Genomic DNA, 25,581 nt, shown 5'->3' on the forward strand with positions numbered 1-25,581 from the left:
GTTGCAGCACCCTGAGCCACTCGATGCGTCTAATAGGTGTGAGGTGTTGTACGCCCGGCCAGGGAGCGGCGAGTGGAGTTCGAGGAGTACGTGTCCGCCCGCGGACAGGAACTGGTGCGGCTCGGTTTCACCGTCTCCGGCGACTACCAGCGAGCGGAGGATCTGGCACAGATCGCGCTAATGCAGGCGTTCCGGGCCTGGCGCAAGGTGCGGACGGCGGACGATCCGCACAACTACGTCCGGCGGATCCTGATCAACGCGTACCTGTCGATGACGCGGCGGCGCTCGTTCACCGAGGCGCCGACGGCCGAGATCGACGCAGAGCGCACCGTGCCCGACCCCGCCACCGACATCGTGAACTCCGACGACCTCTGGCGCTCGCTGGCCACGTTGTCGGCCCGGGAGAGGGTCGTGCTGGTCCTGCGCTACTACCAGGACCTGGACGACCACACGATCGCCGACCTGCTCGGCATCAAACCGTCCTCCGTCCGCGCGACCGCCAGCCGAGCGCTGGCCACGCTGCGACGGACCAGGCAGTCCCACCGTGTTGATGAGAGGTTGTCGTGAGCAACACCGATCTCGAGGATGACCTGCGGGCAACCCTCGACCGTGCCGCGGCCTCGGTGCCGCCGGTCACCGGCCTGACCGAGCGGGCCACCACCGGCGCCCGGCAGGCCCAGCGCCGTACCTGGATCGCCTCCGGAGCCGCCGCCGTCGCGGTGGCCGCGATCGCCGTCGTCGGCTTCAACCTGGCCGGCAAGGACGCGCCCTCGCAGTCGCCGGTCGCGGCCGGCACCACCTCGGCGACGCCGAGCGCGAAGGTCCAGTCGCAGCTCTCGCCCCAGAGTGTGGCCGGGACCTGGCGACCGGTGGAGATGGACGGACTGAAGACGCTGAAGGCGGCGCGACCCGAGGATCCGGTGCTCGTGCTGCTGCCGGACGGGACCTGGAACGGGTCCGACGGCTGCAACGGGCTGCAGGGGACATACACGATCGGTCAGCGCGGCGAGTTCACCGCCACGGTCGGTCCGCAGCGCATGGTCGGCTGCGAGAACGTGCCGCACACCGGCGTACTGAAGACGGCCAGGCGGGTCGCCCTGGACGCCGACACGCTCCGGTTCTTCGCCGCCGACGGGCGTCAACTTGCGAGTTACGCTCGCGCACGGTAGTCGAATTTGCTTGCGGACGGTGATCGGCTATTGACTGAACGGAGTTCCGGACCGGACGATTTACCGAGGCCGTCCACCGATTGGGGAGCTCTGTGCGACTCACAGCAACCGTCCCGCTGCTCGCGCTCGGCTCCGTTTCACTCCTCGCAGTCGGTCTCACGGCGACAGCCACGCCTGCTGCGGTGACCGCGGCGGCGGCCTGCTCGCACGCTCAGCCGAGCGTGAGTTCGGTCCAGTCCAAGCGGTTGGAGCAGCCGACGTCGTCGACCGACGCCCGCCCGCTCGGCGAGGCGCTCGGTGACGGCATCTCGGTCGCTGTGCAGTCCCTGGAGCCCCTGGACGCCACCGGCCGGCCAACTTCAGGGCTGCCGTACGGGCTGAGCGCCGGCGTCATCGGCGTGGTCGGCTCCGCCACGGCCGGCTACAAGGTCGTGGTCGACAGTTCGGTACTGGACTCGAAGAAGTACCAGGCCGCGATCGCCCGCAGCGTCCCCACGGCCGGCAAGGAGATGGTCGGCCTCGAGCGCAGCTGCCGCTCGGTCCGCACGATCTCCGCCGCCTGGAACGCGGTCGGCGCCCGCTCCTGGTCCTCCGACGCGAGCCGTACGACGTTCGCCGCCGACCTGGACCCGGTCACCGAGGACATCGTCGTGGAGTACGACGAGGCCAGCACCTCCCCCACGTCACTCGACGGCTTGCGCGGACTGAACGGCGTACAGGCCGTCGCCAGCTCACTGGAGCGGACGACTCGGCTGAGCGATACGCCGAACGGCGGCCACTGGGGCGGTGCCCGGATCACGTCGGCCCTGAAGAACTGCTCGGCCGGTTTCTCCGTTGTACGACGCTCCAATGGGCAACGTGGCTCGGTCACCGCCGGCCACTGCGGCGGCGTCGGCACGGTCTGGAAGTCGGGCAGCAACTACTACGGCACCACGTCCGTGCGGACGAACTACCCCGACTACGACCAGTCCCTGCTCACCGGCAGCACGTACGGCCCGAAGATCTGGACCGACGGCCCCGGCGACCCGGTCGACACCCGCACTGTCACCGGCGGCGCCGACCCCGGTGTCGGCACGGCCGTCTGCCAGTCCGGCAGCTTCAGTACGTCGCTGTGCGGCCTCAGAGTCCTCTCGAAGTCCGCGAAGTACTGCGACTCCGACGGCTGCACGACGTACGTCATCCGCGCCACCCGAGGCGGCCAGATCGCGATCATCGGCGGCGACTCCGGCGGCCCTGTCTACACCGCGCCCGGCCGAACCACCGCCACCATCCGCGGCATCACCTTCGCCGGATCCGGCTGCGCGTCCTCCCGCTGCACCACCCTCTACGCCGAGCGGTACGCCTCGATCGCCGGGCACCTAGGCGTCCGCGCCCTCACCGGCTAGCCGCTGGGGCTCGTGCTGGGCGAGGTCACCGTTCCTCGACAGGCTGAGAGCGCCGCCCACGGCGAGGACGAACCCGAGGGTCGCGACCCACCCCCAGCCGGGCCTGGGCATGTCGCCCAACATGATCAGGCCGACCAGCGCCGGCGCGACCGTCTCACCGACGACCAGCGGCGCCGTTGCCTGTGTCACGCTGCCCCGTTGCAGCGCCGTCGAATACGTGAGGAGCGCGACCCCGCCCGCCAGGAGCAGCGCATAGATCGTCGGATCGGTGAACAACGTGCCGAGATCGCTGAACAACGTGTCGAGATGGAGCGAGCTGGGAAGCATCCGGGCGGCCACGGCAACCGCCCCGAAGGCCAGGCCTGCCAGCGCGCCGAGTGCGGCGGCACCTGGGGCGCCCTTGATCTGGGCCAGTGGCACCGCCAGAACTCCGAGTACGACGGCCGCCACCAGCACGCCCCAACGTTCCGCCTCGCTGACCGAGACCGTACGGTCCTCTGCCGCGGACAGACCGACCAGCACCAGTCCGGTGAGGACAACCAGCAGGGCGATCCAGTCGGAGCGGTTCAGCGGCATGTGCAGGAAGATCGCGCCGAGAACCGCGGTGACCGCCAGGAAGCTCGCCACGATCGACTGCACGACGAACAGCGGCAGCGACCTGAGCGCCGCGATGGACAGCAGGAACGCGAAGGCGTCGAGCCCGGTTCCCAGCAGGTACGGCCAGGAGCGGAACAGCCGGATCGCCAGCCGCGGGTCGAGCCCCTCCACGGTCTCGGTACGGCGTGCGGCGACTGCCTGCAGGACCGATGCCACGCCGTAGCAAACGGCTGCTGCAAAGGCTCCCAGCAGACCGGCGATCATGTGCCGAGGCTACGCCGGAAATCCGCGGGTCAATACGTTTGACTAAAAGCACCGTCACCAAACGTGCTCGGGCGAGGTCGTTCGGGTAGGTATACGTCACCAACGGTCTCGTGTACCGTCGTGCTCGGGGAAGCGATGCGCGTTGTTGCATTGCTGCGTTGTACAAGGGTGGGCGATGAGCACAACGGTGGATACTGCTGCGCTGCCAGCAGAATCGCGTGCCCGGACTCGCTCGGTCGGTGTTCTCAAACCGCTCGACGACCGCTGGCCGGACCGTTTCGCGGCCGCCATGTTCGTATTCGCCGCACTGGCCGCAATTGTCGCGCTCGTACCGCCGTGGCGGAATTACTTCGCGCGAGCCGAGGACATCGTTTCGATGCTCACGATTCCCATTGTGCCGAGTCTCGTTTACGCCGCATTACTCACAGCTATGGCTGTCGCACTGCGACGCAGGCTGCGCGCCGCGTGGTGGCTCCTGGTGCTGTGGTGGCTGGTCCTCCCGGAGCTCGCGAGGATCGCCTCCCTGATCGACGGCGGGTCGCTGATCCAGATCGCCGGCTTCGTGCTGATCGCCGGAGTGCTCGTCATCGCGTGGCGGGCCCGGCCCCAGTTCGCGGCCAGGCGGGTGCCGGGCAGCCTGCTGCTGGCGATCGCGTCCTTCGTGGTCGGCGGCGCGGTGGTGCTGGTCGGCGGCGCCGCTCTGGTGCGCCGGTTCGGCACCGCGAGCGACTTCGCGAGCGCGGCACAGTTCGTCTTCTCGGAGATGCTGACCGACGTCGGCTGGGCGGCTCCCGACGAGGCGGTGACCGCACCGTTCTGGGTGCACGGGCTGATCGGAATCTCGGGCGCGGCCGTCGTACTGATCTCGGCGCAGCTGTTGTTCCGGGCGCCCAAGCAGACCCGGACGCTGGACGTCGCCGACGAGGCCAGGATCCGCACCCTGCTGCGGGACTTCGGCGACACCGACTCCCTCGGGTACTTCGCGACTCGCCGGGACAAGTCGGTCATCTGGGACACCGGCAGTCCGGCCGCAGCCCGGGCGGGTGTGTCGTATCGGGCGATCGGATCGGTCAGCCTCGCCAGCGGGAACCCGGTGGGCGACCCCCAGCACTGGCCGGCGGCCATCGCGCGGTGGCGCGAGGACGCGAGGTCGAACGGCCTCTCGCTGGCGGTGATGGGCGCGGGCGAGGAGGGTGCGGCCGCGTTCGCGGACGCCGGGCTGTCGGCGTACGAGATCGGCGACGAGGCGGTCCTTGACCTGCGGACGTTCTCGCTGAACGGACCGGGTATGAAGGCGGTTCGGCAGTCGGTGTCCCGTTTGCAGCGTCGCGGGTACACCACGAGGGTCATGCGTCATTCGGCTCTGACAGCCGACGAGTTCGCGGCCCTCAGCGTGGCAGCCGGCTCGTGGCGCGGCGACGGCGGGGACGAGCGAGGGTTCTCGATGGCGCTCGGCCGTCTGGAGGACTCACTCGACGGTGACTGCGTTCTGGTGCGTGCGGACGATGCGGACGGGAACCTGCGCGGATTCCTCAGCTTCGTTCCGTGGGGCCGGACCGGGCTCTCGCTCGACCTGATGCGTCGCGACCCGTCCGCCGACAACGGCCTTGTCGAGCTGATGGTCACAGGCCTCGCCGAGCAGGGCGCCGCGCTCGGCATCGGGCGGTTGTCGCTCAACTTCGCGATGTTCCGGGAGGCGTTCGAGCGAGGCGAGGAACTTGGCGCCGGCCCGGTTGCCCGGCTGTGGCGTCAGGCGCTCCTGCTGGCAAGCCGCAACTGGCAACTGGAGTCGCTGTACCGCTCCAACGCGAAGTACCTCCCGGTCTGGCAGCCACGGTTCATGTGCTTCGAGTACACCTCGGACCTGCCACGGGTCGGCACGGCCGCGGGCAGTGCGGAAGGGTTCCTCACACGTCCTAGCCTCACGATGCTCCGGGGCAAGTCCGGGCAGAACGGCGAGACCGCTCTGGACACCGCCGATGCCGACCACGCCGCCGCGGTCGCCGCCCTGATCCCCGCCCCGCCGGATCCGCTGGCCGAGGCGATGTCCTTGCAGAAACTGCCCGAACAGGTGCGGGTACGGCGGGAGAAGCTCGAGCGGATCCGGGCCAATGGCATCGATCCCTATCCGGTGACGTACCCGCGGACGCACACGATGGCCGAGGTCAGGGCCGAGGCGGGAGTGCTTCCGCCAGGAACCTCGACGGGTATCCGGGTGTCGGTGGCGGGTCGAGTCATTCTCAAACGCGACCACGGACGGTTGGGTTTCGCCAAGCTGCGCGACGGAAGCGGCGACCTGCAACTGATGGTCGACCTGGCCGCCGTCGGCCAGGAGACCTTCGACTTCTGGCGTCACGAGATCGACCTCGGTGACCATGTCGGCGCCACCGGCGAGGTGATCACGACCTTGCGCGGCGAACTCTCGGTGCGCGCCGAGTCCCTGCAACTGACGAGCAAGGCGATCCGCCCGCTGCCGGACAAGTTCAAGGGAATGGTCGATCCGGAGGCACGGATCCGGGCGCGCTACGTCGACCTGATCGTTCGTCCGGCCGCTCGCGACATCGCGTACACGCGGGCGACCGTCGTACGGAGTGTGCGCGAATCCCTGCATGCGCGCGGATTCACCGAGGTGGAGACTCCCGTCCTGCAGTCGATCCACGGCGGCGCGAACGCCCGTCCGTTCGAGACCCACATCAACGCCTACGACCTCGATCTGTATCTGCGGATCGCGACGGAACTGCACCTGAAACGACTGCTGGTCGGCGGAATGGAGAAGGTCTTCGAGGTGGGCCGGCAGTTCCGCAACGAGGGCGTGGACTTCAAGCACAATCCGGAGTTCACCTCGCTGGAGGTCTACGAGACGTACGGCGACTACGACACGATGCGGATCCTGACCCAGGAGATCATCCAGGAGGCCGCGACCGCCGTGTACGGCTCGCCGCTCGCACGCCGTACCGATGCGAACGGGAAGACGGTCGAGTACGACCTGTCCGGGGACTGGCCGGTCAAGAGCATCTGCGAGGCGGTGTCGGAGGCACTCGGCGAGGAAGTCACCGCGGACACACCGATCGAGACCCTGCGCGGACACGCGGACAAGCTCGGACTGGAGTACGCCGCCGACACCACCTGGGGCCCCCTGCTCGAAGAAATCTACGAAGAGCTGTGTGAACGCACCACGACGACACCTGTGTTCTACAAGGACTTCCCGAAGGAGAACTCTCCGCTGACCCGGCCGCACCGGTCCGACCCGCGGCTGGCGGAGAAGTGGGATCTGGTCATCTTCGCGGCTGAACAGGGTACGGCGTACTCCGAGCTGGTCGATCCGGTGGACCAGCGCGCGCGACTCGTCGCCCAGTCGTTGCTGGCCGCTGCCGGCGATCCGGAAGCCATGCAGGTCGACGAGGACTTCCTCGAGGCGCTGGAGTACGGCATGCCGCCGACCGGTGGGATGGGGATGGGGATCGACCGCCTCGTGATGAACCTGACCGGGCTCTCGATCCGCGACACCATCCTGTTCCCGCTCGTCCGGCCCAGCGGGTAGGGCGTGAGGCCGTTGTGACCACCCGCCACGCAAGCGCTGTCCAGAAGGTCTCGGTCCTCACCCTGACCGGCATGGTCGTCGGCTCGATGGTCGGTGGTGGGGTCTTCACGCTCCCCGGCGAGTTCGGCGAGGTCACCGGCGTACTGGGTGCCGTCATCGCGTGGATCATCGCCGGCACGGGCATGCTCATGCTGGGTCTGGTCTTCCAGTCGCTCGCCGTACGCCGGCCCGACCTGGACAGCGGTGTGTACATCTACGCCAAGACCGGGTTCGGCGCGTATGCCGGGTTCAACGCGGCCTTCGGCTACTGGGCCAGCAATGTGGCGGGCAACGTCTTCTTCATGGTCTTCACGATGACGACGCTCGGCACCTTCTTTCCGGGCCTTGGGCAAGGAAACACCTTCCTTGCCGTCGTGCTGGCGTCGGCGCTCGTCTGGTTGTTCCACTTCCTGATCGCGCGCGGCGTACGGCAGGCGACCGTGGTCAACCGGATCGTCACGATCGCCAAGCTCGTGCCGATCCTCACCTTCATCGTGATCGTGGCCGTGGCCTTCGAAGCGGGGACGTTCGCGGACAACTTCTGGGGCGGTGACGAGCGGTCGGTCGGCGCGGTGTTCGACCAGGTCAAACAGACGATGCTGGTCACCACGTTCGTGTTCCTCGGGATCGAGGGGGCGAGCGTCTACTCGCGCTTCGCCCGTCGTCGCGAGGACGTCGGGCGAGCGACGGTGCTGGGGTTCCTCAGCGTGCTGGCCGTGTTCGCGTCGGTGACGCTGCTGTCGTACGGCGTACTGCCGCAAGCCGACCTGGCGAAGGCCAAGCAGCCGTCGATGGGCGGCGTACTCGAATCAGTGGTCGGACCGTGGGGATCGACCTTCATCAGTATCGGCGTGATCATCTCCGTCCAGGGCGCGTACCTGGCGTGGACGTTGATCAACGCGGAGGTTCTCTACATGCCGGCGCGTGGAGGGGTGATGCCGAAGTTCCTGACCCGTGACAACGTGCACGCGACCCCGATCACCGCCCTGCTCACGACGACCCTCGCCGTTCAGTTGGTGCTCGTCCTGGTCTTGTTCGTCAACGACGCGCTGGACTTCATGCTGAAGCTCGACACCGCGCTGTCGTTGGTGCCCTACCTGCTGGCGGCGGCGTACGCGCTCAAGCTGACGATCACCAGGGAGACGTACACAGCCGCCGACGAGCCGGAGCGACGCAAACAACAGACGATCGCAGCCGTCGCGGTCCTCTACTCGATCTTCATGCTGTACGCCGCGGGCCCGAAGTACCTGCTGCTCGCCTCGATCGTGTATGCGCCGGGGACCCTGTTGTACCTGCTGGCCCGCCGCGAGGAAGGCCTGCGGGCGTTCAACCGAGCCGAGGCCGTGGCGTGCGCGGTGCTGATCGTCGCGGCGGTGGTCGGTGTCGTGCTGCTGTTGACCGGCTCCAGCGAGGTATGACGGGTGATGTAGGTGCACTGGTATCAGGATCTCGTCGACACTGGCCGGGCGCAGGCCGCCTGGGCGCTGTTCGCCTTCCTCCTCACGTTCACCGTCGCCCGGGCCGTCACTCGACGCATCCGCGCCAAGCAGGCCTCCGCGCAGGCCGATGACGGTGGCCTGTCCGACGTACACATCGGCGGCATCCACATCCACCACCAGGTCTGGGGAATCCTGCTGGTGCTGCTGTCCGGGCTCCTGCAATTCCGCTACGCCCCGGCGTCTCCCTGGGCCGAGGTGCTCGCAGTGATGTTCGGGGCGGGGGCGGCGCTGACGCTCGACGAGTTCGCGCTGTGGCTCCATCTCGACGACGTCTACTGGGGACCGGAGGGACGCAAGTCCATCGACGCGATCCTGCTGGGCGGGGCGCTGGGAGTGGTGCTCCTGATGCAGACCAGCCCGATCGGAGCCGAGCCCGAACGCACAGGCGGAGAGCTCGCGCGGTGGACCTACTTCGCGAGCGTCGCCTTCCACCTCGTGATGGCCATCCTGTGCTTCCTCAAAGGCAAACTGGCCACCGGCCTGATCGGCATCGTCGTACCGGTGGTGGCTTTTGTCGGGGCACTCCGCCTGGCCAAACCAGGATCGACCTGGGCCGTACGCCGGTACGGCGACCGCAAGACCGAACGAGCCCGCAGGCGCTTCGGCCCCACCTACGACAAACGCTGGAACCGAATCCGCGACGCCCTCGGCGGCCAACCAACCCGCCACACCTGAGCTATCACGAGGTGCCCCCGGGCAGGCTCGGCCGTTTCGGCGGTGCGGCTTGATGCGGGGACGTCGTGGTCGACGACGCCGTGCTCGACGCCTGGTTCGTCGTACCGGTCCGGAGTACCGACGCCGGACCGGTACGACGGCGATCAACCCAGCGCGAGCGGCTCCAGCAGCTCCGGGCCGTTGCTGCGGACCGAGTTCACCGCCTTGGACACCGCGTAGATCTCCAGCTCGTCGACCGGCGGCGCCATCAGGCCGGTCCCCGCAGCTCGTCGGCGTGCTGCTCGTCGACGACGAACCGCTCCAACAGGTTCGCCCGGATCAGGGCCGGGGGGACCATCGTCCCTGAGCAGGAAGCGCCATGAGGTTGAGGAGTAGCCGGGCGACGGGCGCGAACATCGGGACAAAGCGCACGGATCAGCCGCGATCCGGGCGGACGTGACGATGAATAACGAGGGCTTGCATACAACCGATGTGAAGCGGATCCCTACGCTCAGGTGCTCTCGGCCCTCATCCCCAGCTCGCATTTCCAGGGGCTCGACCCACACGTGAAGCAGTGAGACCAGCGTCCATGACTGCCAGGCACGGATCTTCTGTCCAAAGGTGCAGTAGGTCATGTCGAGCCTCGAATATCACCGCACGTCGGTGCCGATCAAGGACGCATCCCCAGCAGGCTGACCACCAGGCTCCGATCGGTATCCGCATGGCAGCCCAGTACAACGGCTCCGGATCGGGGCCGGCTCAGCTCCTCGCGTCTCGGGTGAGCCGCTCGCCGACGCTCGAGAGCACCTTGAGCGCGATCGACGGCATGGTCTCGACGACCGAGTGGAAGCGGCGGTCGGTGATGGCGAGCAGGTCGACGGGCGATGTCGTCGTGACGGTCGCGGTCCGCGGGCTGTTCGTGATGAGCGCAATCTCGCCCAGCCAGTCGCCGGGACCGAGGTCAGCGATCTTCTTCCCGTTCCTCGTCACCCGCGCTGTGCCCTCGATGAGGACGAAGAACTCCCGTCCCGGCTTGCCCTCGCGGGTGAGGACGGTTCCCTCGCGTACGTCCAACTCGTCTGCGGTCTTGGCGAGCTCGCGGAGCTCGTTCTTCGAGCACCCGGCGAAGAGCGGCACCTTCTTCAGGAGCTCGACCTTGGCGTCGCGGCGCAGTGGCACGACGGGATCATAGTACGGGGCTCGTATCAATGGAAAGCCACCACCCGGCCTTGGTGCGGGCCCCCTGTGTCTGTTCTCTCATGCTCCGCCGGTCACTCCGAGACCCGTCTCGGACACATCCGGGACCAGGTGGAACTGCTGCCGGGTGGTCTGGCCTGGCCCGGGCTACCGCCGGCGTCTCCGCCTCGCCACCAGCGCCCGCCCCGTCATCCGGCCCCGTGCCGGGTCGACCGGCCGGTCTGCGGGTCGACCGCCTGGTCCCCGCTCGCGGCTTTCCGTCGGCGGGTCACGAGACCCGCCGCCCGCGCGGCCACCGTCGCGCGGCGCCACCACCGGCCCGAGGTCCCGCCCCGCTTAGGTCGGTGCATCCAGTCGGGTATCACAGCTGGCTACCGAACGGCACCATCGATGTGGACCTGGCAGAAGCGACCAGCTGGAGGGCGGTTGCCTGGAGCAACAAGTCCGTCAATGGTTGTGTCAATACAGGCCGGCGCCGGAGAACCACCGGGACTTGGTCGCCGGGTCTCGAGGCCGTAGGCAGCCGGACCCGCCGTGCCAGCCCGCGCAGCGGCGCTCAACCTCAGGGCAACCTCACCGCTCGTCAACTGGTTGATCCGAGCAACGACCTTGGCGACGTGGCTCCAGCCCATCAGCTGGCCTGCCACGTGGTGCGACGCGGCTGACACTCATCGGGTCGGCGGCGGCGGGAAGCGTCCGACGAGTCCCGCCGTGACGACCTGGTACAACGGAACCGGTTCCGGCAGGCCGCGCAGACGGTGGTCACCGAGACTCCGGAAGCGCACCCCGGGCGGCGCCGACTCGCGCGCCGCGAGCCTGGTGTCGCCGGAGGCAAGGATCTGGCCGCCGTGCGCAATCGCACAGACGCGTGCCACGGTATGGACGGCCATGCCGATGTAGGCCCCCTTGTTCAGCGTCGGGTAGCCGCTGTGGATCCCGGCCCGGACCCGCACCCGGAGACCGTCGGCCCACGTTCGTCCAGGCAGCTCACGTTGTACCGCGACTGCCGTGTCAAGGGCGGCGGCGGGAGTCTCGAACACCGCGAAGAACTCGTCTGCTCGCGCGTCGACGACGACACCGGCGGCTTGCGCCGCCGCGTCGGTCAGCAGCGTCCGCACGTCGTTGATCAGTGTCCCGTAGCGCTCGCCCAGACGATGGACCAGCGCCGTCGAGTCCTCGACGTCGGTCATCAGCATTGTCACGAAACCGGTCGGCAGCCGCACCGGTTCCCGGCCCGCGAGCTCGCCGAACTCGCGCTCCGACCGCAGCTGGCCGGCGATGAACCCGACCGGCACGATCCGGTATTTCTTGGCGGCGTTCAGCAGCCGCTTCCGCGCACGGTCCCGGGCACGGTCGTCCTCGAACCTGACCTGGTTGAAGCGAGACAGCGCGTTCCGGACATGCGACTCGTCGTGGATCGGCAGCCTCCGCCGGCCTCGTGAGTCCACGTACGCGAATGCGCTGTCCGGCAGGTCGGCTCGCTTCGCCGCGTCCAGTCGGGCCATGTGAGTCCTGAGACTACGCCCAGCCCAGGTTCAAGGCGTCGAAGCCGACGGCCATCGGTACGCCCAGCCGGGTGCCAGTCTGGCGGGACAGGCCCTCGAGGACCTCGGCTGGATCGAAGTCCCGATGGCTCGCGTGGCCCGGAACGTCGGGGTCGCACAAGCCAGTTTGGGCGCGACCGCGCCATGGCGCGTCACCCAACTCCAGGTCCAGGAGTGCCGCTCGAGGCACGACGACTCCTCCGGACCGTGGCCAGGTGCTGCCGTTCCCGCAGATCGACATCGTGCTGAACGACGCCCGGCCCCGGCTCGTCATCGCCACGTCGAGCACCCCTCTCCGGTCACGATCTCGCCAGCGGACCCGCCGCGCACGAAGGATTCGTCCGGGCTCGCTCATCGCCGGCTTTCCTCACACGGTCGGTCGGGCGTGGAGCCCGGACCGTGCGCTTCGTCGATGGAACGAACCGAGACGGATCCCTGGTCGTGCGTCAGTTGGGCTGGGTGCCCGTCACCGTGACCTCGGCCAGGCTGATCACACCGGCGCTGGTGGCCGGCGACTGCACCTTGACGTAGCGGGCCACGGTGTTGGTCGGCAGACTGGTGACCGCCCCCGGCGTCGCCCCGAGGTTCAGCTTGGTCACCGTGGAGTCGGCCATCAGCTGGGCGTAGGTCCGGCCCGACATGCTGGCGGTGGAGAGGAACACCACCGCGTTGTTCAGCTTGTCGGCCGAGGCGTCGGTCCGGTTGTGCACCGTGACGTTGCCGACCCGGGAATTGGTCAGCAGGTCGACCTGCCACCACGGCTGCGAGCTGGACGCCGTCCGGCTCACCGACCCGGCGGCGAAGACGCCGTTGGTGTTCCCGTCCACGGCCCGGGCGGCGGTGCCGACGTCGGTCGACGACTGCGTGGCCGGCCGGTTGGTGGACAGGTTCACGGCGCCGGTGGTGCCGCCGACCTGCACCTCGGCCAGGTTCAGGGTGGTGAAGATGCTCGACAGCTGGACCCGTACGTACCGGCCGGTGGCGTTGCCCGCGTTCAGGGTCAGGCTGTTGGTGGTGGACGAGAATGCCGAGAACGACATCTTCTTCACCGAGTTGTCGGCCTGCAGCGAGGACATCGACCGGCCGTTCATGTCGGTCGAGGAGATGAACACCGAGCCGCTGCCCATCCGGTTCGAGTCGGTCCGGCTCCACACCGTGACCGTGGAGACGGCCGCCGCGGAGCCGAGGTCGACCTGCCACCACGGCTGGGTGGAGGTGTTGGTCTGGGTCACCGAGCCGCTCGCGAACACGCCGTTGGTGTTGCCGTCCACCGCCCGGGCCGCCACCGCGGTACCGCTGGTGCTCGACTGGGTGGCGGTCTTGCCCCGGGCCAGGTTCGGACCGGTGACGGTCACCGTGGTGGTGGACACCGCGCTGTCCACCTTGCCGTCCCGCACGACCAGGCTGAAGGTCAGCGTGGCCGGTGTGGCCGGGGCGGTGAAGGTCGGCTTCTGCACCGTCCGGCTGGACAGCGTCACCGCCGGCCCACCGGTCTGGGTCCAGGTGTAGGTGAGCGGGTCGTTGTCGGCGTCGCGGCTGCCGGAGCCGTCCAGCGTCACGGTGACGCCGGGCTCGGCCGACTGCGCCGCCCCCGCGCTCGCCACCGGCACCGTGTTGGTGGTGACCGTGGTGGTGACGGCGGCGCTGTTGGCCTTGCCGTCCCGCACCACCAGGCTGAACGTCAGCGTGGTCTTGGTGGACGGGGCGGTGAACGTCGGCTTCTCCACCGTCCGGCTGGACAGCGTCACCGCCGGCCCACCGGTCTGGGTCCACGTGTAGGTGAGCGGGTCGTTGTCGGCGTCGCGGCTGCCGGAGCCGTCCAGCGTCACCGTGGTACCCGTGTTGACCGTCTGCGCCGTACCGGCGTTCGCCACCGGCACCTGGTTGACCGCGGTGGTGGTCACTGTGGTGGTCGCGGCCGCGCTGTTGGCCTGGCCGTCCCGCACCACCAGGCTGAAGGTCAGCGTGGACGCCGAGAACGGAGCGGTGAAGGTCGGCTTCGCCGCCGTCGTACTGGACAGCGTCACCGCCGGTCCACCGGTCTGGGTCCACGCGTAGGTGAGGTCGTCGCCGTCGGCGTCGGTGCCGGACCCGTTCAGGGTCACGGTCGTACCAGCCACGACCGACTGCGGCGCACCGGCGTTCGCCACCGGGAGGCGGTTGTTCGACTCCGAGAGCGGCCGCGGGGTGCAGTTGCTCACCGAGAGCGTGAAGGGCTGGACGTCGTTGTCCGTCTCGATCATGGCGCCGTCCTCGGAGCCGCTGAGCGAGATGGTGTACGCCTGGCCGGCGTTCACGCGGGTCTCCCGCCACTCGTCCGTACCGCGCTCCCACTCGATGATCAGGATCCGGCCGGTGACCACGCGGACGGTGCACCCGTCGGCCCAGGCACCCATGTACGGGTAGAGCGGAACGCCCGACTCCGTGTAGACGTCGCGCGCGTTGTCGCCGGCGCGGCCGTTGCCCTGGTAGGCCGTGCCGACCGGCCAGGTGATCACGCCGCCGTACCAGTCACCGGGGTTCTCGCCGGTGCCGGCGTAGCGCCAGCGGGCGTTGACCCAGGAGACCGGGTCGCAGGTGGTGGGGTCGGTACAGGCGGGCGGCGTCGGCGGGACCGGCGGGCCGGGCACGAAGGCGTACTCGAACGGCGAACCGCTCTGCACGCTGACGATGCTGCTGCCGCTCAGAGTGGTCGGCACGGTGTAGCTCTGGCCGGCCGACAGGTTGGCCAGCGACGCGTGCGAGTCCCCGACCGGGCCGGAGAACACGGTGGCGCTGCCCGAGGTGACGGTGATCTTCCAGTTCGCCACCTGCGGGGCCGGCGCGTAGACGTCGTGCGAGGCGGTGTAGCCGTAGCGGGCCCGGCTGGGGTCGGCCTCGGCCGGCCAGACGGCGGCGTACCCGCTGTCCGACGGACCCCACGGGCACGGGCTGCTGGTGCAGGTCCAGGTCACCCGGGCCGACTCGCCGTCGCCGGCCGGCGGGGGCGTGACCGGCTCACCCGGGGTGAACGTGTACTCGAACGCGGCGCCGCCCTGCACGCTCACGATGCTGCTGCTGCTCAGCGTGCTCGACACGGTGTAGCTGTCGCCGGCCGACAGCGCAGCCAGCGACGAGTGCGAGTCGTCGGCCGGGCCGGCGTACACGGTGGCGCTGCCCGAGGTGACGGTGATCTTCCAGCCGGCCACCTTGGGCGCCGGGGCGTACACGTCGTGGGAGACGGTGTAGCCGTAGCGGGCCCGGGTGGGCTCGGCCGTTGCGGGCCAGATCGCCGCGTGGCTGGTGTAGCTCGTACCCGACGGGCAGGGCGTGCCGGTGCAGTTCCAGGTGGCCAGCACCGAACCGTAGCCGGACGCCGGCGGCGTGGTCGGATCGCCCGGAGTGAAGCTGACCCGGAACGCGCCATCATCCTGCACGCTCACGATGCTGCTGTTGCTGAGCGTGCTGGACACGGTGTAGCTCTCGCCGGCCGACAGCGCGGCCAGCGACGAGTGCGAGTCGTCGGCCGGGCCCGCGTAAACCGTGGCGCTGCCGGAGATGACGGTGATCTTCCAGCCGGCCACCTTGGACACCGGGGCGTAGACGTCGGTGGAGACGGTGTAGCCGTAGCGGGCCCGGACCGGCTGGGCCGCGGCCGGCCAGACGCCCGCGTGGCTGGTGTAGCTCTGGCCCGACGGGCAGGGGCTGCTGGTGCAGTTCCAGGTGGCCAGCACCGAGCCGTCACCGGAGGCCGGCGGCGGGTCGGTCGGGGCGCCGGGGGTGATCGTGTACTCGAACGACCCACCGTCCTGCACGCTCACGATGCTGCTGCTGCTCAGCGTGCTGGGCAGGGTGTAGCTGTCGCCGGCCGACAGCGCGGCCAGCGACGAGTGCGAGTCGTCGGCCGGGCCGGCGTACACGGTGGCGCTGCCCGAGGTGACGGTGATCTTCCAGCCCGCCACCTTGGGCGCCGGGGCGTACACGTCGTGGGAGACGGTGTAGCCGTAGCGGGCCCGGACCGGCTCGGCCGCGGCCGGCCAGACCGCCGCGTTGCTGATGTCCGACGGGCCCCACGGGCACGGGCTGCTGGTGCAGGACCACGTCGCCACAACGGAGGACGCAGGATCACCCTCGGCTGCCAGCGCGGGCGGGGCGATGAGGCCCAGCACCATCACGACCGCTGTCGTGAGAACGAAAAATGCGGTCGCTAAACGTTTCGGCATGCCGGCCCCCCGGATTGTGACTCTCCCCTTGCGGCGAAACCGTAGCCCAAGTCGCTCTCTGGCAACCGAAAAAGAAGCAAAAAGATGCAACCACGAACGATTTGTTATGAGCTTCATCACGCTACGGAAAAACCCCATTACTCATTGATGAGAAATGGGAAGATCGCTTGACTGAAAGGGTTCGCGGCGGGTGCAGAGCGTAGTGGTCATCAGAGGGGGCGGCCGGCTAGCCAGGTTTGGGTGAGGTGCGCCGGGGCGGTACGCCACGTGGAGACAGGAGGGGGCGTCGAGGACGGCCAGGTCGGCGCGAGCGCTACGGTCACGCGGCCGATGTCGTCGCGGCGGAGCGAGGCGGCGCCGCCTGCGGTGGCTGACCAGAGGGCTTCGGCCGGGTCCGGCTCCGGGCGCTTGAAGCTTGGCGGCCGTGCGAGCGCGGCAGCGTTCACGTGAACGTAGTTGTAGCGCACGGCAACGTCCGTTGCTGCGCGAAGCATGAAGTGCATGGAGCGAATGGAGCTGTTCGAGAGCCCCTTGCACTCATGGTCTTTGCGCCGACCGTTGCAGAGCTTCTTGCATCGCCGTAGCGCGGCGTAGAACCTCTCCAGATCCTCAGCGGTCACCTTGCTCAGCTGGGTCGAGCCCAGGTAGGTACGTAGCAGCTGCTCCAACCGCTTCCGGGTGGAGCGCTCGTGCTCCGCGACAACGAACCACTTGTCGATCGTCTGACGAACCGTGATCGAGCTCCGCGGCTGGCGCTCCTCGTCCACCTGGTTGAGGAGCTTGGTCACCAGCTTCTCGACCTCCTTCTCGGAAGCTGCGGCCTCGCGCAAGTACCGGTTCTTGCCGGTGAAGGTGTCCTTGCCGGCGTAGACCACAGCGCGGAAGGCGCCGCCCGGGCGATCCTCGACGTGTCCCCGAGCCCTCTTCTGTGGTGCCCCAGATCGGATCCTAGAACCGATTCATCCCCGAGAGCATCCCCAGCGGGCTCCAGGCACCCCGCCCTCGAACCTGTTTTCCCAGGTCAGGAAGGGGTGCCCCCGGCAGGATTCGAACCTGCGGCACATGGTTTAGGAAACCACTGCTCTATCCCCTGAGCTACGGGGGCCGACCGCGCGGAGCCTAGCGTATCGGACGTCGGCGTCGCCTCGGTCCGCGCCGTGGGAGCATTCGAGGCGACCGGAGATGCACCGCAGATCAGGAGGCGGCATGGTCGAGCCCATCATCCAGCGCGGCATCAAGATCGCCGGCGAGAACCCGATGATCATTCTCTACCGCCCCGGCAGCGACGACATCGTCGTACTGGTAAGCATGTGGACAGCGCGCTACTCCCCCGTCGGCGCGGGTCGCGCGCTCCTGATCTGGGCCGATCCGGTCGCATCAGGACTCGGGTCCGACGCACCGATCGGGATGTACGCCGACAACGCGGAGCTGGCCGAGTACGTCTGGGAGCACTTCTACCGCGACTACGACACGATCCGTGGCCGCGGCATCGAGACCGCCCCACCGGTCCCGGCCCGCTTCGTCGAGGCCTCCAGCGGCGACCTGTTCCACCGCATCACCTGCGTCACGGCCACCACCACGATCGAACTCGAATGGCGCGACGTACTCGACACCTTCCAGGTCACAACCCACCTGACCGGCTTCGAAACCTCAGCCATAGCCCGCCCCTGCGCCGCAGCCTCAGTCCGCGTGAACGGCGTCCCCGCCCACGGCGAGCCCCACCACCCAGAAGGCTGGTTCGGCAGCTCCGCAGCCCTGGCCTTCGCCGAAACCTGGCGCGAAACCTGACCCCGCACCAGCTCACCTGCCCCCGGTAACGATCTGTGGTTGGGCCGGGCGATGTCTGGACGGGGGTACTACGCTGTGTCACCATCTCGGCCAACAGGGGATGTGGGTGGGTCCGGGGAGATCTGCTCGCACGCGTTCATGAGGGGGAGTCATGACGGTGGAGATCATCAACGGATTTTCGATGTCGGATCGGCCGACGCAGGTGGCGGCGATCCGGGCAGCGATCGCGGCTCAACCCGCGCAGGCTGCCGAGGTCGCGACGGCGGCGATCGACCAGATGACGGCCGAGCAGCGGAAGGCCTACCTGGACAGCCTGATGCCGCAGGAGTCGAAGCACCGGATGTTCGTCTATGTCGCGGGATTCGCGGCGGTGGCGTTGGTGCTCGTGGCAACGATCATCACGCTGGCGTTCAAGACCAGCACACTCGGATCGGAGATGATCCTGTTGGTCACAGCCTTCGTCAGCGGCGTGATCGGCGGCCTCTTCGGCAACATGAAGGCCGGCTGATCAGGCAGGGTTCGTGTAGACCCACAAGCCGTTCTCGCGGGTGAAGTGGCTGTTTTCTTGCTGGGTGGCTGGGCTGCCGTCGTGGGTGTAATTGGCTCGGAACTCTACGGTGCCTTCGGTGTGGAAGGCGGTGCCGGCGGTGGTGGTGAGGATCTCCAGGCCGGTCCACTGGATGTCGTCGTCGAATCCGATCGTCGGTGGTCGGGTCTCGACTGACCAGGTTCGGAGCAGGTAGCCGGCGTCGCGTACGACGAAGGCGGTGTAGCGGGATCGCATCAGCTGTTCGGCTGTGGCTGCTGCTTTCCCTTGGTGGAGGGCGCCACAGCAGTCGCCGTACGCGGCGTCCAAACCGCAGGGGCAGGGCGACAGCGGAGAGAGCGCCGGCTGACGGTCGCGACGTTTGGCCATCTCCCGATTGTCGCCTGTAGATGGACACACCCACGGCAGGGGCACATGCTGGGGCCAGCGCGGCGGGAGATGACGCATGGTGGCGGCATCGTGTCCGCGCTGGGGGCGGGTTCGCATGGCGACGTCGATGGTTGGCAAGACGGTACTGATCACCGGTGCGACCGGAGGCATCGGGAAGGCGACCGCGCTCGGCCTCGCCACGATGGGTGCGCACGTCGCGATCATCGGCCGGGACAGTGCGCGGACCGACGACGCAGTACGGGAGATCCGCGCGGTAGGCCCAGCGGATGGGTTCGTCGCGGATCTGTCCGCGCAAGCGGAGGTACGGCGGCTTGCCGACGAAGTACTGCGGAAGCTGCCGCGGCCCGACGTACTGGTGAACAACGTCGGCGGCTACTGGGATACGCGCCATGTCACTGCCGACGGGCTCGAGCACACCTTCGCGCTGAACCACCTCGCGCCGTTCCTGCTCACCAACCTGCTCCTCGACCGGCTGCGGCAGAGCGCGCCGGCCCGAGTCGTCACGGTGGCGTCGAACGCTCAGTCGATGGGTCGCATCGACTTCGACGATCTGCAGAATGAGCGCGACTATTCCGGGTCCCGCGCCTACAACCAGTCGAAGCTCGCCAACGTGTTGTTCAGCTACGAGTTGGCCAGGAGATTGCAGGGCACCTCCGTCACGGCGAACGCACTACACCCCGGCTTGGTCAGCACCGGGTTCGGCGGCGAGGACCCCGGCCGCGCGCAGCGACTGCTGGTACCGCTGCTACGGCCCTTCATGAAACGCCCGGCTCAGGGTGCCGCCACTTCGATCCACGTCGCATCCGATCCGCAACTGGAGCACGTGACCGGCCGCTACTTCGCCAAGTCTGCGACCACGAAGTCCTCCGAGCGCAGCTACGACGAAGCCGCCGCCACGCGACTCTGGCAGGTGAGCGCCGACCTCGTTGGTCTCCCCACCTCTGCGGCCATACCTACGGCAGAGTGATGACGACCTTTCCGCGAGCGTGGCCGTCGATCAGGTACTGAATGGCCTTCGGGACCTCGCTCAGCGGGAAACGCTGGTCGATCGCCGGTACCACTGCTCCGGATTCGAGCAGCGGCGTGAGGTCGATCAGATGCTCGGACTTCTCCGAGTTGATGAACGTCCGCAGGCGCTGACTGACGAACGGCGACAGCACCACCGCCCGCAGCTGGCGATCGGTGCCGCCGAGCCACCGTCCACCGTTCTCGCCACCCATGATGACGACAGTCCCCTTCGGAGTGAGCGCGCGCCGGAGTCGCGACAAGGAAGCGTTACCGGCGATGTCCAGGATCACGTCGTACCGCTGCGGTCCCGCCGCGAAGTCGTCGCGCCGGTAGTCGAGCACGTGATCCGCACCCAGCGACCGAACCAGATCCATCTTGCTCGCACCGGAAACGCCCGTGACCTCGGCCCCGAACGCCTTGGCCAGCTGCACCGCATAGGAACCGACGCCGCCGGACGCGCCCGTGATCAGCACCTGCTGACCCGACGCGACCTCGCCCTGATCGCGCACGCCCTGGAGGGCGGTCATCCCGGAGATCGGTACGACGGCCGCCTGCTCGAAGGTCAGGTTCGCCGGCTTCGGCGCGAGCTTGCGCTCGAGGGCAGTGGTGTACTCCGCGAACGCACCCTTGGCGACACCGAACACCTCGTCACCAGGCTGGAACCTGGTCACGTCGGCACCGACCACCTCCACGATCCCCGCCACGTCCATGCCGAGCACCTGGTTCTTCGGCGCCCGGAAACCGTACCCAGCAAGGCGAATCGGGTACGGCAGGCCCGTCATGACGTGCCACACCCCGCGATCCACGCCGGCCGCGCGGACGCGGATCAGTACCTCGTCGGCGGCGATGGCGGGCTTACCGATGTCGCGGAGCTCGAGAACGTCGGTCTCGCCGTACGTCGTCTGGGTCATGGCCAACATGTGTTCCCCCTGCTGAAGATGCCGGTTCCGACCGGCTCGCCGCATACTTACAATGTATGCTTACGTTGTAAGTTACCCCGGTCGGCGCGTTTAGTCCAGAGGGGTAGGCTGGTGGGACTCCGGAACGACGGCATTCCAGGCGGCATGTCAGGAACCGGCAGGGGATGAGGCGATGCCCGATGACGACTCCTGTGTTCGCCGGGATCTCGCGCCGTACGGCAGCGGATCACGACCTTTTGCACCTGCTCGCCGAGGTCAGGTCCGCCCGGGCAGCCGATCGAGAGACTCGAGGCACCCCACGGCGCGGTAGCGCCCCCAGCAGCGACGCCTGCCGCCTCGCCGCCTCACTGACCGCCTACGCGAGAGCGCTGGAGTCGTACCGGCTGCCCGTGCCGCCCACTATTCGCGATGAGCTTCGCCTGCGCCGCGCTCTGCCGTGATGCCGTCGTCGGTTGAGTAGTTCAGCGCATGTGGCGCGAGTGGGATGCGCTGACGATTGCCGCATGACGAAAACAATTCAGCCTTCGCAGACTGCCGCGTTCTACGGGCAGGCACTTCTTTCCTTCGGCGCCTCGCTGACGGCGATGGGGCTCGGGCTCGTCTACCTGCCCGCGCCCGGGTGGATCCGGGCGTTCCTGGCAATCGGCCTGCTGTACGTCGTCACGTCGACGGTGACCTTGTGCAAGGTCGTGCGGGATAGGCACGAACTGTCCGAGGTGACGACCCGGGTCGATCAGGCGCGACTCGACAAACTGCTGGCCGAGCATGATCCGTTCAAGGTCGAGGGATGACAGGTCCTCAGTGGTAGATCAGGCCTGTGGCCAGGGCGGCCAGCGAGCTGAGGAAATACAACGACCACGGGCCGAAGTGGCGATCGTGCGCTCGGAGGTGGGCAGCGAAGGCGCCGACGAAGTACAGGACGAGACCCGCGGCCGCGAGTATGCCAAGGGTCGGTACGACGAACCCGGCCAGCAGGCCGAGGGCGCCGGCCGCGAGGAGTATGCCCAGCGGGAGCATCCAGGAGTACGGGACTCCGGTCAGGTCGGCCTGGGACTTCGGGTAGTCGTGGCCGATGAGGTTGGCGATGGCCGCGCTGCCGGTCAGGGTGGCGGCGAGAAGCGTGGCGGCGAGGTAGGCGGCGAACACGATGGCTCCGTTCCGTGGGGTGATTGGGGCGCCCCACGGACGAGACTGCGCGCCGAGACGTGACAGTGAATCAGCTCACGCCGGTCAGCTTCTCCGGGTTGCTGACGACGTGGATGGTGTCGATCGCGCCATCCACCAGGTGGAACGTCGCCGCGACGACCGCCGTACCTCCTGACGTGATCACGAAGCCCGGTGCCCCATTGACCTGACGGATCTCGACGCGGGACCCCTCGGGGCGCCGCCGAGACAGCACGATGAACGCCTGCGCGACGTACGCCGGGCCGTGGATCGGCTTGCGTGGCGCGCCGGTGAGTCCGCCGCCGTCGCTGATCAAGGTGACGTCGGGTGCGAGGACCTGCATCAACGCCTTCACGTCACCGTCGAGACAGGCCGCCAGGAACTTCTCCGTCACCTGCCGCTGGGTGGACCGGTCGGTGTCGTACCGGCGTCGGCGGGCCGCGACCGCCCTGCGGGCGCGGTGCGCGAGCTGCCGTACGTCGGCGTCCTGGCGACCGAGGATGCGGGCGATCTCGGTGTAGCTGTAGCCGAAGGCCTCGTTCAGAACGAAGACAGCACGTTCGGTCGGCGACAGTGCTTCCAGGACGAGCAGCATGGCCGTAGACACCGAGTCGTTGCGTACGACGTCCTCGGCCGCGTCCGGACTGGTGAGCATCGGCTCGGGCAACCACGGTCCGACGTAGGACTCACGGCGTACCGCCGCACTGCGGAGGCGGTCGATGGCGAGGCGGGTCGCGACTCGGACCAGGTAGCCCTCTGGGTCGTCGACGGTGGCCGGGTCGACGCGACTCCAGCGCAGCCAGGAATCCTGGACGACGTCCTCGGCCTCGGCGACGCTGCCGAGCACGCGGTACGCGACGGCGTACAGCAGGCCGCGGTGTTCGGCGAAGGTCTCGGCGGTCACGCGGGGAGGCCGGTGAGATCGGCCATCAGGTTCATCTGGTGATCGAAGTACTCCGCGCGGGCCTCGATCATCTCGTCGAGGCGGCCGAAGACTTCGAAGTTGAGTACGCCGTACAGATGCGTCCAGGCAACCAGGACACGGTCGAGTCGTTCCTCCTGCATGTCGCCCTGGCGTTCCTGGATCAGGCGGCGGAGGTCGGCGCGGAGCGGTGCCGTGAGTGGCGACACGGTCAGCGAGCGGAGGCGGTCGCCGGCGTCGGTGACGATCGCGGCGAGGAGCAGGATCACCTTGGTCGCCGGCTCGACGGTGTCCTGGGGCGCGGCGTACCCGGGGACGGGGCTGCCGTAGATCAGCCCGTACTCGGCCGGGTGGGCCAGCGCCCAGGTGCGGACGCCGCGACAGACGGCGAGCCAGCGGCCGCGGAGATCGTCCCGCGGTACGGCGGCCTCCGCAGTGGTCGCGGCGGCGGCGAGAGCGTCGTACGCGTCGATGATGAGCGCGGTGAGCAGGGCGTCGCGGCTCGGGAAGTAGCGGTAGAGGGCTGACGCGACGATGTCGAGGTCCCGGGCGACGGCGCGCAGGGAGAGGTTGGCGCCGTCCGTGGCGAGGTGCCGACGGGCGACGTCCTTGATCTCCTGGCTCATCTCCGAGCGGACCCGGGCGCGCAGGGACGGTGCGGACATGGGGTCAGTCTGACACAGGATGGAGTACAGTGAACTCATTAGAGAACATTGTTCTCGCTCAAGAACAGCTGTCACGAAAGGTCGTTCGTCATGTCCCTGCACGTCGTTGTCGGCGCCGGTCCGGTCGGCTCGGCCACGGCTCGGTTGCTCGCTGCCAGGGGTGAACAGGTCCGCCTCATCACCCGCAGCGGCCGCGCTCCCCAGCCCAGCCCTGCTCAGAAGAACGACGAGACGGCCCAGATCGAGCGAGTTGCGGCAGATGCGAGTGACGCCGAAGCCTTGGCGCGGCACACAGAAGGCGCGGTGGCGCTGTACTCGTGCGCGGGCCCGGCGTACCACCGATGGCCGACTGACTGGCCTCCGCTGGGAGCCGCCTTGGTGCATACGGCCGAGGTCAGCGGGGCCGTGCTGGTGACGACGGGCAACCTCTACGCCTACGGCCAGGTCGACGGACCGATCACCGAGGACACTCCCCTGCGACCCAACTCCGTCAAGGGACAGGTCCGGGCCAAGCTCTGGACCGACGCGTTGGCGGCACATAAGGCGGGCCGCATCCGGACGGCCGAGGTGCGCGGATCGGACTACCTCGGTGCCGGCGCGGCCTCGCCGTTCACCATTCTGGTGCTGCCAAAGGTGCTGCAAGGCAAGCGCGCATCGGCGCCCGCCGACCTCGATGCGCTCCACAGTTGGACGTACGTCGGCGACGTCGCGCAGACCCTCGTCGCGGCCGCCGCGGACGAGACCGCCTGGGGACGGGCGTGGCACGCGCCGACACCGGAGCCGATGTCGATCCGCGCTCTCGCCACCCGCACGGCCGAGCTCGCCGGAGCACCGACCGCCCGGATCTCCGCGATGCCGACCATCGCACTGCGCATCGGCGGACTCTTCAACCCGGACGCTCGCGAAATGATCGAAACGCAGTACCAGTGGCGTCGCCCGTTCGTCGTCGACTCCACCGCCGCAACTGTTGCCTTTGGCATCAAACCGACAGCGACGGACGACGCACTGCGCGAAACCGTCGCCGGCTTTCGCGCCGCCGGCGCCAACTGAATCCGCGTCCCGAACGTCTGCCCCCTAGTGGCCTGAGCCGGAGGTTCGGCGAAGCGATTTCGGTGTTCAGGTGCGTGCATCGGGGTGCCTGAGCAGTGGCCTCGATGCGGAGCATCGTGGGCGCTGGGCAAGTGCCGCGAGGTGCGTGCCTGGGCGCCGAAAGCGCCGTCGAACCTCCGACTCAGGCCACTAAGCTGTGCGGATCGACGGGTTCCGCCGTTGTCGGGAAGGGCAGGAATGAGATCCAGAGGACCGGGCCGCTGGTTGCGGCGGTTGGTGGTGACGGTGATCGTGCTGGGCGTACTGGCGGTCGCGGTCGACCGGGCGGCGGAGTGGGCCGCCGAGAACCGGCTGGCCACGATGGCCGAGAACCAGGCGGCGAACTACGACGTGGAGGCCACCGACACATCCGTCGAGGTGGGCGGCTTCGGGTTCCTCCCACAGCTGGCCAAGGAAAAGTTCTCCTCGGTCACGCTGACGATGAAGCAACCGACCTTCTCGAACGACGTCGCCGCCCAGGATCTCGTGGTGGAGATGTCCGGCGTACACGTGCCGCGAGCTCTGCTCGAGCAGAAGCCGGGTACGGCGGTCACGGTCGACTCGACCGCCATGCGGGTGCATCTGTCGCCGGACGAGCTGACCAAGCTGGCCGCCCGCAGCACCAACATCAAGGGTCTGAGCTTCCGCATCGTCGACGGCAAACTGCACGCGCGGCTGACCGTCGGCGGCTTGAACGCGGAGGTGGCCGTCACCCCGCAGGTGAAGGGCCGCCGGATCGCGCTGGGCGTCGAGGACATGTCCGACTCCATCCCGTCGGTGCTGCGCAACGCGGTGAAGTCCCAACTGGCCCGTGGACTGACTTTTCCACAGCTTCCGTTCGACGCAACCTTGAAGCAGGTGTCCGTCGAGGGCGACTCGCTGCTGCTGGTCGCCACGGCGGCGGACCTCAAGCTCACGTCCTGAGCCCAAGTCCCTGGGCACGATCCCCTTGGGTTGCGATGTGTCGCGATATATCGTCGACGTATCGCATTCACTC

General features: G+C 68.4%; 23 protein-coding genes, 1 tRNA gene and 1 pseudogene. 13 read left to right on the forward strand and 12 right to left on the reverse strand.

Going from position 1 to position 25,581, the window contains the following annotated elements:
- Positions 1 to 72 precede the first annotated feature (72 nt).
- The 3 genes from ACGFH6_RS02030 (at position 73) to ACGFH6_RS02040 (ending at position 2,554) form a co-directional block, all read left to right on the forward strand.
- Positions 73 to 567 (forward strand): SigE family RNA polymerase sigma factor, encoded by a 495-nt coding sequence (locus ACGFH6_RS02030; protein ID WP_393379694.1) that lies wholly within the window; start codon positions 73 to 75, stop codon positions 565 to 567.
- Positions 564 to 1,169, forward strand: a complete 606-nt coding sequence (locus ACGFH6_RS02035; protein ID WP_393379696.1) for an META domain-containing protein — start codon at positions 564 to 566, stop codon at positions 1,167 to 1,169. Before ACGFH6_RS02030 ends, ACGFH6_RS02035 begins: the two co-directional genes overlap by 4 nt.
- A 92-nt stretch (positions 1,170 to 1,261) precedes the next feature.
- Positions 1,262 to 2,554, forward strand: a complete 1,293-nt coding sequence (locus ACGFH6_RS02040) for a S1 family peptidase (RefSeq protein ID WP_393379698.1) — start codon at positions 1,262 to 1,264, stop codon at positions 2,552 to 2,554.
- On the opposite strand, the gene ACGFH6_RS02045 is transcribed toward ACGFH6_RS02040, so the two are convergent.
- Positions 2,528 to 3,415 (reverse strand): hypothetical protein, encoded by an 888-nt coding sequence (locus tag ACGFH6_RS02045; protein WP_393379700.1) that lies wholly within the window; start codon positions 3,413 to 3,415, stop codon positions 2,528 to 2,530. The genes ACGFH6_RS02040 and ACGFH6_RS02045 overlap by 27 nt on opposite strands.
- Before the next feature lie 175 nt (positions 3,416 to 3,590).
- Between ACGFH6_RS02045 and lysX the strand changes: the two genes are divergently transcribed.
- Genes lysX through ACGFH6_RS02060 form a run of 3 tightly spaced genes read left to right on the forward strand, consistent with a single transcriptional unit; the run spans position 3,591 to position 9,169 of the window.
- Positions 3,591 to 6,956 (forward strand): bifunctional lysylphosphatidylglycerol synthetase/lysine--tRNA ligase LysX, encoded by a 3,366-nt coding sequence (gene lysX, locus ACGFH6_RS02050; RefSeq protein WP_393379701.1) that lies wholly within the window; start codon positions 3,591 to 3,593, stop codon positions 6,954 to 6,956.
- Between the two features lie 14 nt (positions 6,957 to 6,970).
- Positions 6,971 to 8,413 carry a basic amino acid/polyamine antiporter gene (locus ACGFH6_RS02055; protein WP_393379703.1) on the forward strand — a complete coding sequence of 481 codons (1,443 nt, stop codon included), beginning with the start codon at positions 6,971 to 6,973 and terminating at the stop codon, positions 8,411 to 8,413.
- A 12-nt stretch (positions 8,414 to 8,425) separates the two neighbouring features.
- Positions 8,426 to 9,169, forward strand: a complete 744-nt coding sequence (locus ACGFH6_RS02060; protein WP_393379705.1) for a hypothetical protein — start codon at positions 8,426 to 8,428, stop codon at positions 9,167 to 9,169.
- 738 nt (positions 9,170 to 9,907) lie between these two features.
- Here ACGFH6_RS02060 and ACGFH6_RS02065 read toward each other — a convergent pair.
- The 6 genes and pseudogenes from ACGFH6_RS02065 to ACGFH6_RS02090 form a co-directional block, all read right to left on the reverse strand.
- Positions 9,908 to 10,327, reverse strand: a complete 420-nt coding sequence (locus tag ACGFH6_RS02065; protein ID WP_393379707.1) for a cyclic nucleotide-binding domain-containing protein — start codon at positions 10,325 to 10,327, stop codon at positions 9,908 to 9,910.
- Between the two features lie 686 nt (positions 10,328 to 11,013).
- Positions 11,014 to 11,850, reverse strand: a complete 837-nt coding sequence (locus ACGFH6_RS02070) for a DUF6582 domain-containing protein (protein WP_393379708.1) — start codon at positions 11,848 to 11,850, stop codon at positions 11,014 to 11,016.
- 13 nt (positions 11,851 to 11,863) lie between these two features.
- On the reverse strand, positions 11,864 to 12,169 hold the full coding sequence (locus ACGFH6_RS02075; protein ID WP_393379710.1) for a hypothetical protein: 306 nt from the start codon (positions 12,167 to 12,169) through the stop codon (positions 11,864 to 11,866).
- Positions 12,170 to 12,335: 166 nt separating this feature from the next.
- Positions 12,336 to 16,091 (reverse strand): discoidin domain-containing protein, encoded by a 3,756-nt coding sequence (locus ACGFH6_RS02080; protein WP_393379712.1) that lies wholly within the window; start codon positions 16,089 to 16,091, stop codon positions 12,336 to 12,338.
- Positions 16,092 to 16,232: 141 nt separating this feature from the next.
- Positions 16,233 to 16,483: pseudogene (locus ACGFH6_RS02085) on the reverse strand (hypothetical protein); the annotation flags it as partial.
- A 640-nt stretch (positions 16,484 to 17,123) separates the two neighbouring features.
- Positions 17,124 to 17,196 (reverse strand) — tRNA-Arg (locus ACGFH6_RS02090).
- A 101-nt stretch (positions 17,197 to 17,297) separates the two neighbouring features.
- Between ACGFH6_RS02090 and ACGFH6_RS02095 the strand changes: the two genes are divergently transcribed.
- Together ACGFH6_RS02095 and ACGFH6_RS02100 are read left to right on the forward strand one after the other, a co-directional pair.
- Positions 17,298 to 17,879: a hypothetical protein gene (locus ACGFH6_RS02095; protein ID WP_393379714.1), complete on the forward strand. Its 582-nt coding sequence runs from the start codon at positions 17,298 to 17,300 to the stop codon at positions 17,877 to 17,879.
- A gap of 151 nt (positions 17,880 to 18,030) precedes the next feature.
- Positions 18,031 to 18,387 (forward strand): hypothetical protein, encoded by a 357-nt coding sequence (locus tag ACGFH6_RS02100; RefSeq protein WP_393379716.1) that lies wholly within the window; start codon positions 18,031 to 18,033, stop codon positions 18,385 to 18,387.
- Here the strand turns inward: ACGFH6_RS02100 and ACGFH6_RS02105 are convergent, their stop codons facing one another.
- Entirely contained in the window at positions 18,388 to 18,795 is a 408-nt protein-coding gene (locus ACGFH6_RS02105) for a YchJ family protein (protein WP_393379718.1), read from the reverse strand.
- Positions 18,796 to 18,922: 127 nt separating this feature from the next.
- Between ACGFH6_RS02105 and ACGFH6_RS02110 the strand changes: the two genes are divergently transcribed.
- On the forward strand, positions 18,923 to 19,783 hold the full coding sequence (locus ACGFH6_RS02110) for an SDR family oxidoreductase (protein ID WP_393379720.1): 861 nt from the start codon (positions 18,923 to 18,925) through the stop codon (positions 19,781 to 19,783).
- Here ACGFH6_RS02110 and ACGFH6_RS02115 read toward each other — a convergent pair.
- The gene (locus tag ACGFH6_RS02115) at positions 19,770 to 20,744 is read right to left on the reverse strand and encodes an NAD(P)-dependent alcohol dehydrogenase (protein WP_393379721.1); all 975 of its coding nucleotides are present in this window, start codon (positions 20,742 to 20,744) and stop codon (positions 19,770 to 19,772) included. The genes ACGFH6_RS02110 and ACGFH6_RS02115 overlap by 14 nt on opposite strands.
- A 179-nt stretch (positions 20,745 to 20,923) precedes the next feature.
- On the opposite strand from ACGFH6_RS02115, the gene ACGFH6_RS02120 reads away from it, so the two are divergent.
- Both ACGFH6_RS02120 and ACGFH6_RS02125 read left to right on the forward strand, forming a co-directional pair.
- On the forward strand, positions 20,924 to 21,184 hold the full coding sequence (locus ACGFH6_RS02120; protein ID WP_393379723.1) for a hypothetical protein: 261 nt from the start codon (positions 20,924 to 20,926) through the stop codon (positions 21,182 to 21,184).
- Between the two features lie 63 nt (positions 21,185 to 21,247).
- Positions 21,248 to 21,535, forward strand: a complete 288-nt coding sequence (locus tag ACGFH6_RS02125) for a YiaA/YiaB family inner membrane protein (RefSeq protein WP_393379724.1) — start codon at positions 21,248 to 21,250, stop codon at positions 21,533 to 21,535.
- Positions 21,536 to 21,542: 7 nt separating this feature from the next.
- On the opposite strand, the gene ACGFH6_RS02130 is transcribed toward ACGFH6_RS02125, so the two are convergent.
- The 3 genes from ACGFH6_RS02130 to ACGFH6_RS02140 all read right to left on the reverse strand — a co-directional run bounded on the left by ACGFH6_RS02130 (position 21,543) and on the right by ACGFH6_RS02140 (position 23,495).
- The gene (locus ACGFH6_RS02130; protein ID WP_393379726.1) at positions 21,543 to 21,890 is read right to left on the reverse strand and encodes a DoxX family protein; all 348 of its coding nucleotides are present in this window, start codon (positions 21,888 to 21,890) and stop codon (positions 21,543 to 21,545) included.
- A 70-nt stretch (positions 21,891 to 21,960) separates the two neighbouring features.
- A complete protein-coding gene (locus ACGFH6_RS02135) occupies positions 21,961 to 22,812 on the reverse strand; it encodes an RNA polymerase sigma-70 factor (protein ID WP_393379727.1) in 852 nt (283 codons plus the stop codon).
- Positions 22,809 to 23,495 (reverse strand): TetR/AcrR family transcriptional regulator, encoded by a 687-nt coding sequence (locus ACGFH6_RS02140; protein WP_393379728.1) that lies wholly within the window; start codon positions 23,493 to 23,495, stop codon positions 22,809 to 22,811. Before ACGFH6_RS02140 ends, ACGFH6_RS02135 begins: the two co-directional genes overlap by 4 nt.
- Before the next feature lie 90 nt (positions 23,496 to 23,585).
- Here ACGFH6_RS02140 and ACGFH6_RS02145 point away from each other — a divergent pair, with 90 nt between their 5' ends.
- Complete coding sequence (locus ACGFH6_RS02145; protein WP_393379730.1) at positions 23,586 to 24,545, forward strand: NAD-dependent epimerase/dehydratase family protein; 960 nt, start codon at positions 23,586 to 23,588, stop codon at positions 24,543 to 24,545.
- A 237-nt stretch (positions 24,546 to 24,782) separates the two neighbouring features.
- On the forward strand, positions 24,783 to 25,508 hold the full coding sequence (locus tag ACGFH6_RS02150) for a DUF2993 domain-containing protein (protein WP_393379731.1): 726 nt from the start codon (positions 24,783 to 24,785) through the stop codon (positions 25,506 to 25,508).
- The last annotated feature ends 73 nt before the right edge of the window (positions 25,509 to 25,581 follow it).

Source organism: Kribbella sp. NPDC049227, from assembly GCF_043197265.1.
Classification (GTDB): Bacteria; Actinomycetota; Actinomycetes; order Propionibacteriales; family Kribbellaceae; genus Kribbella.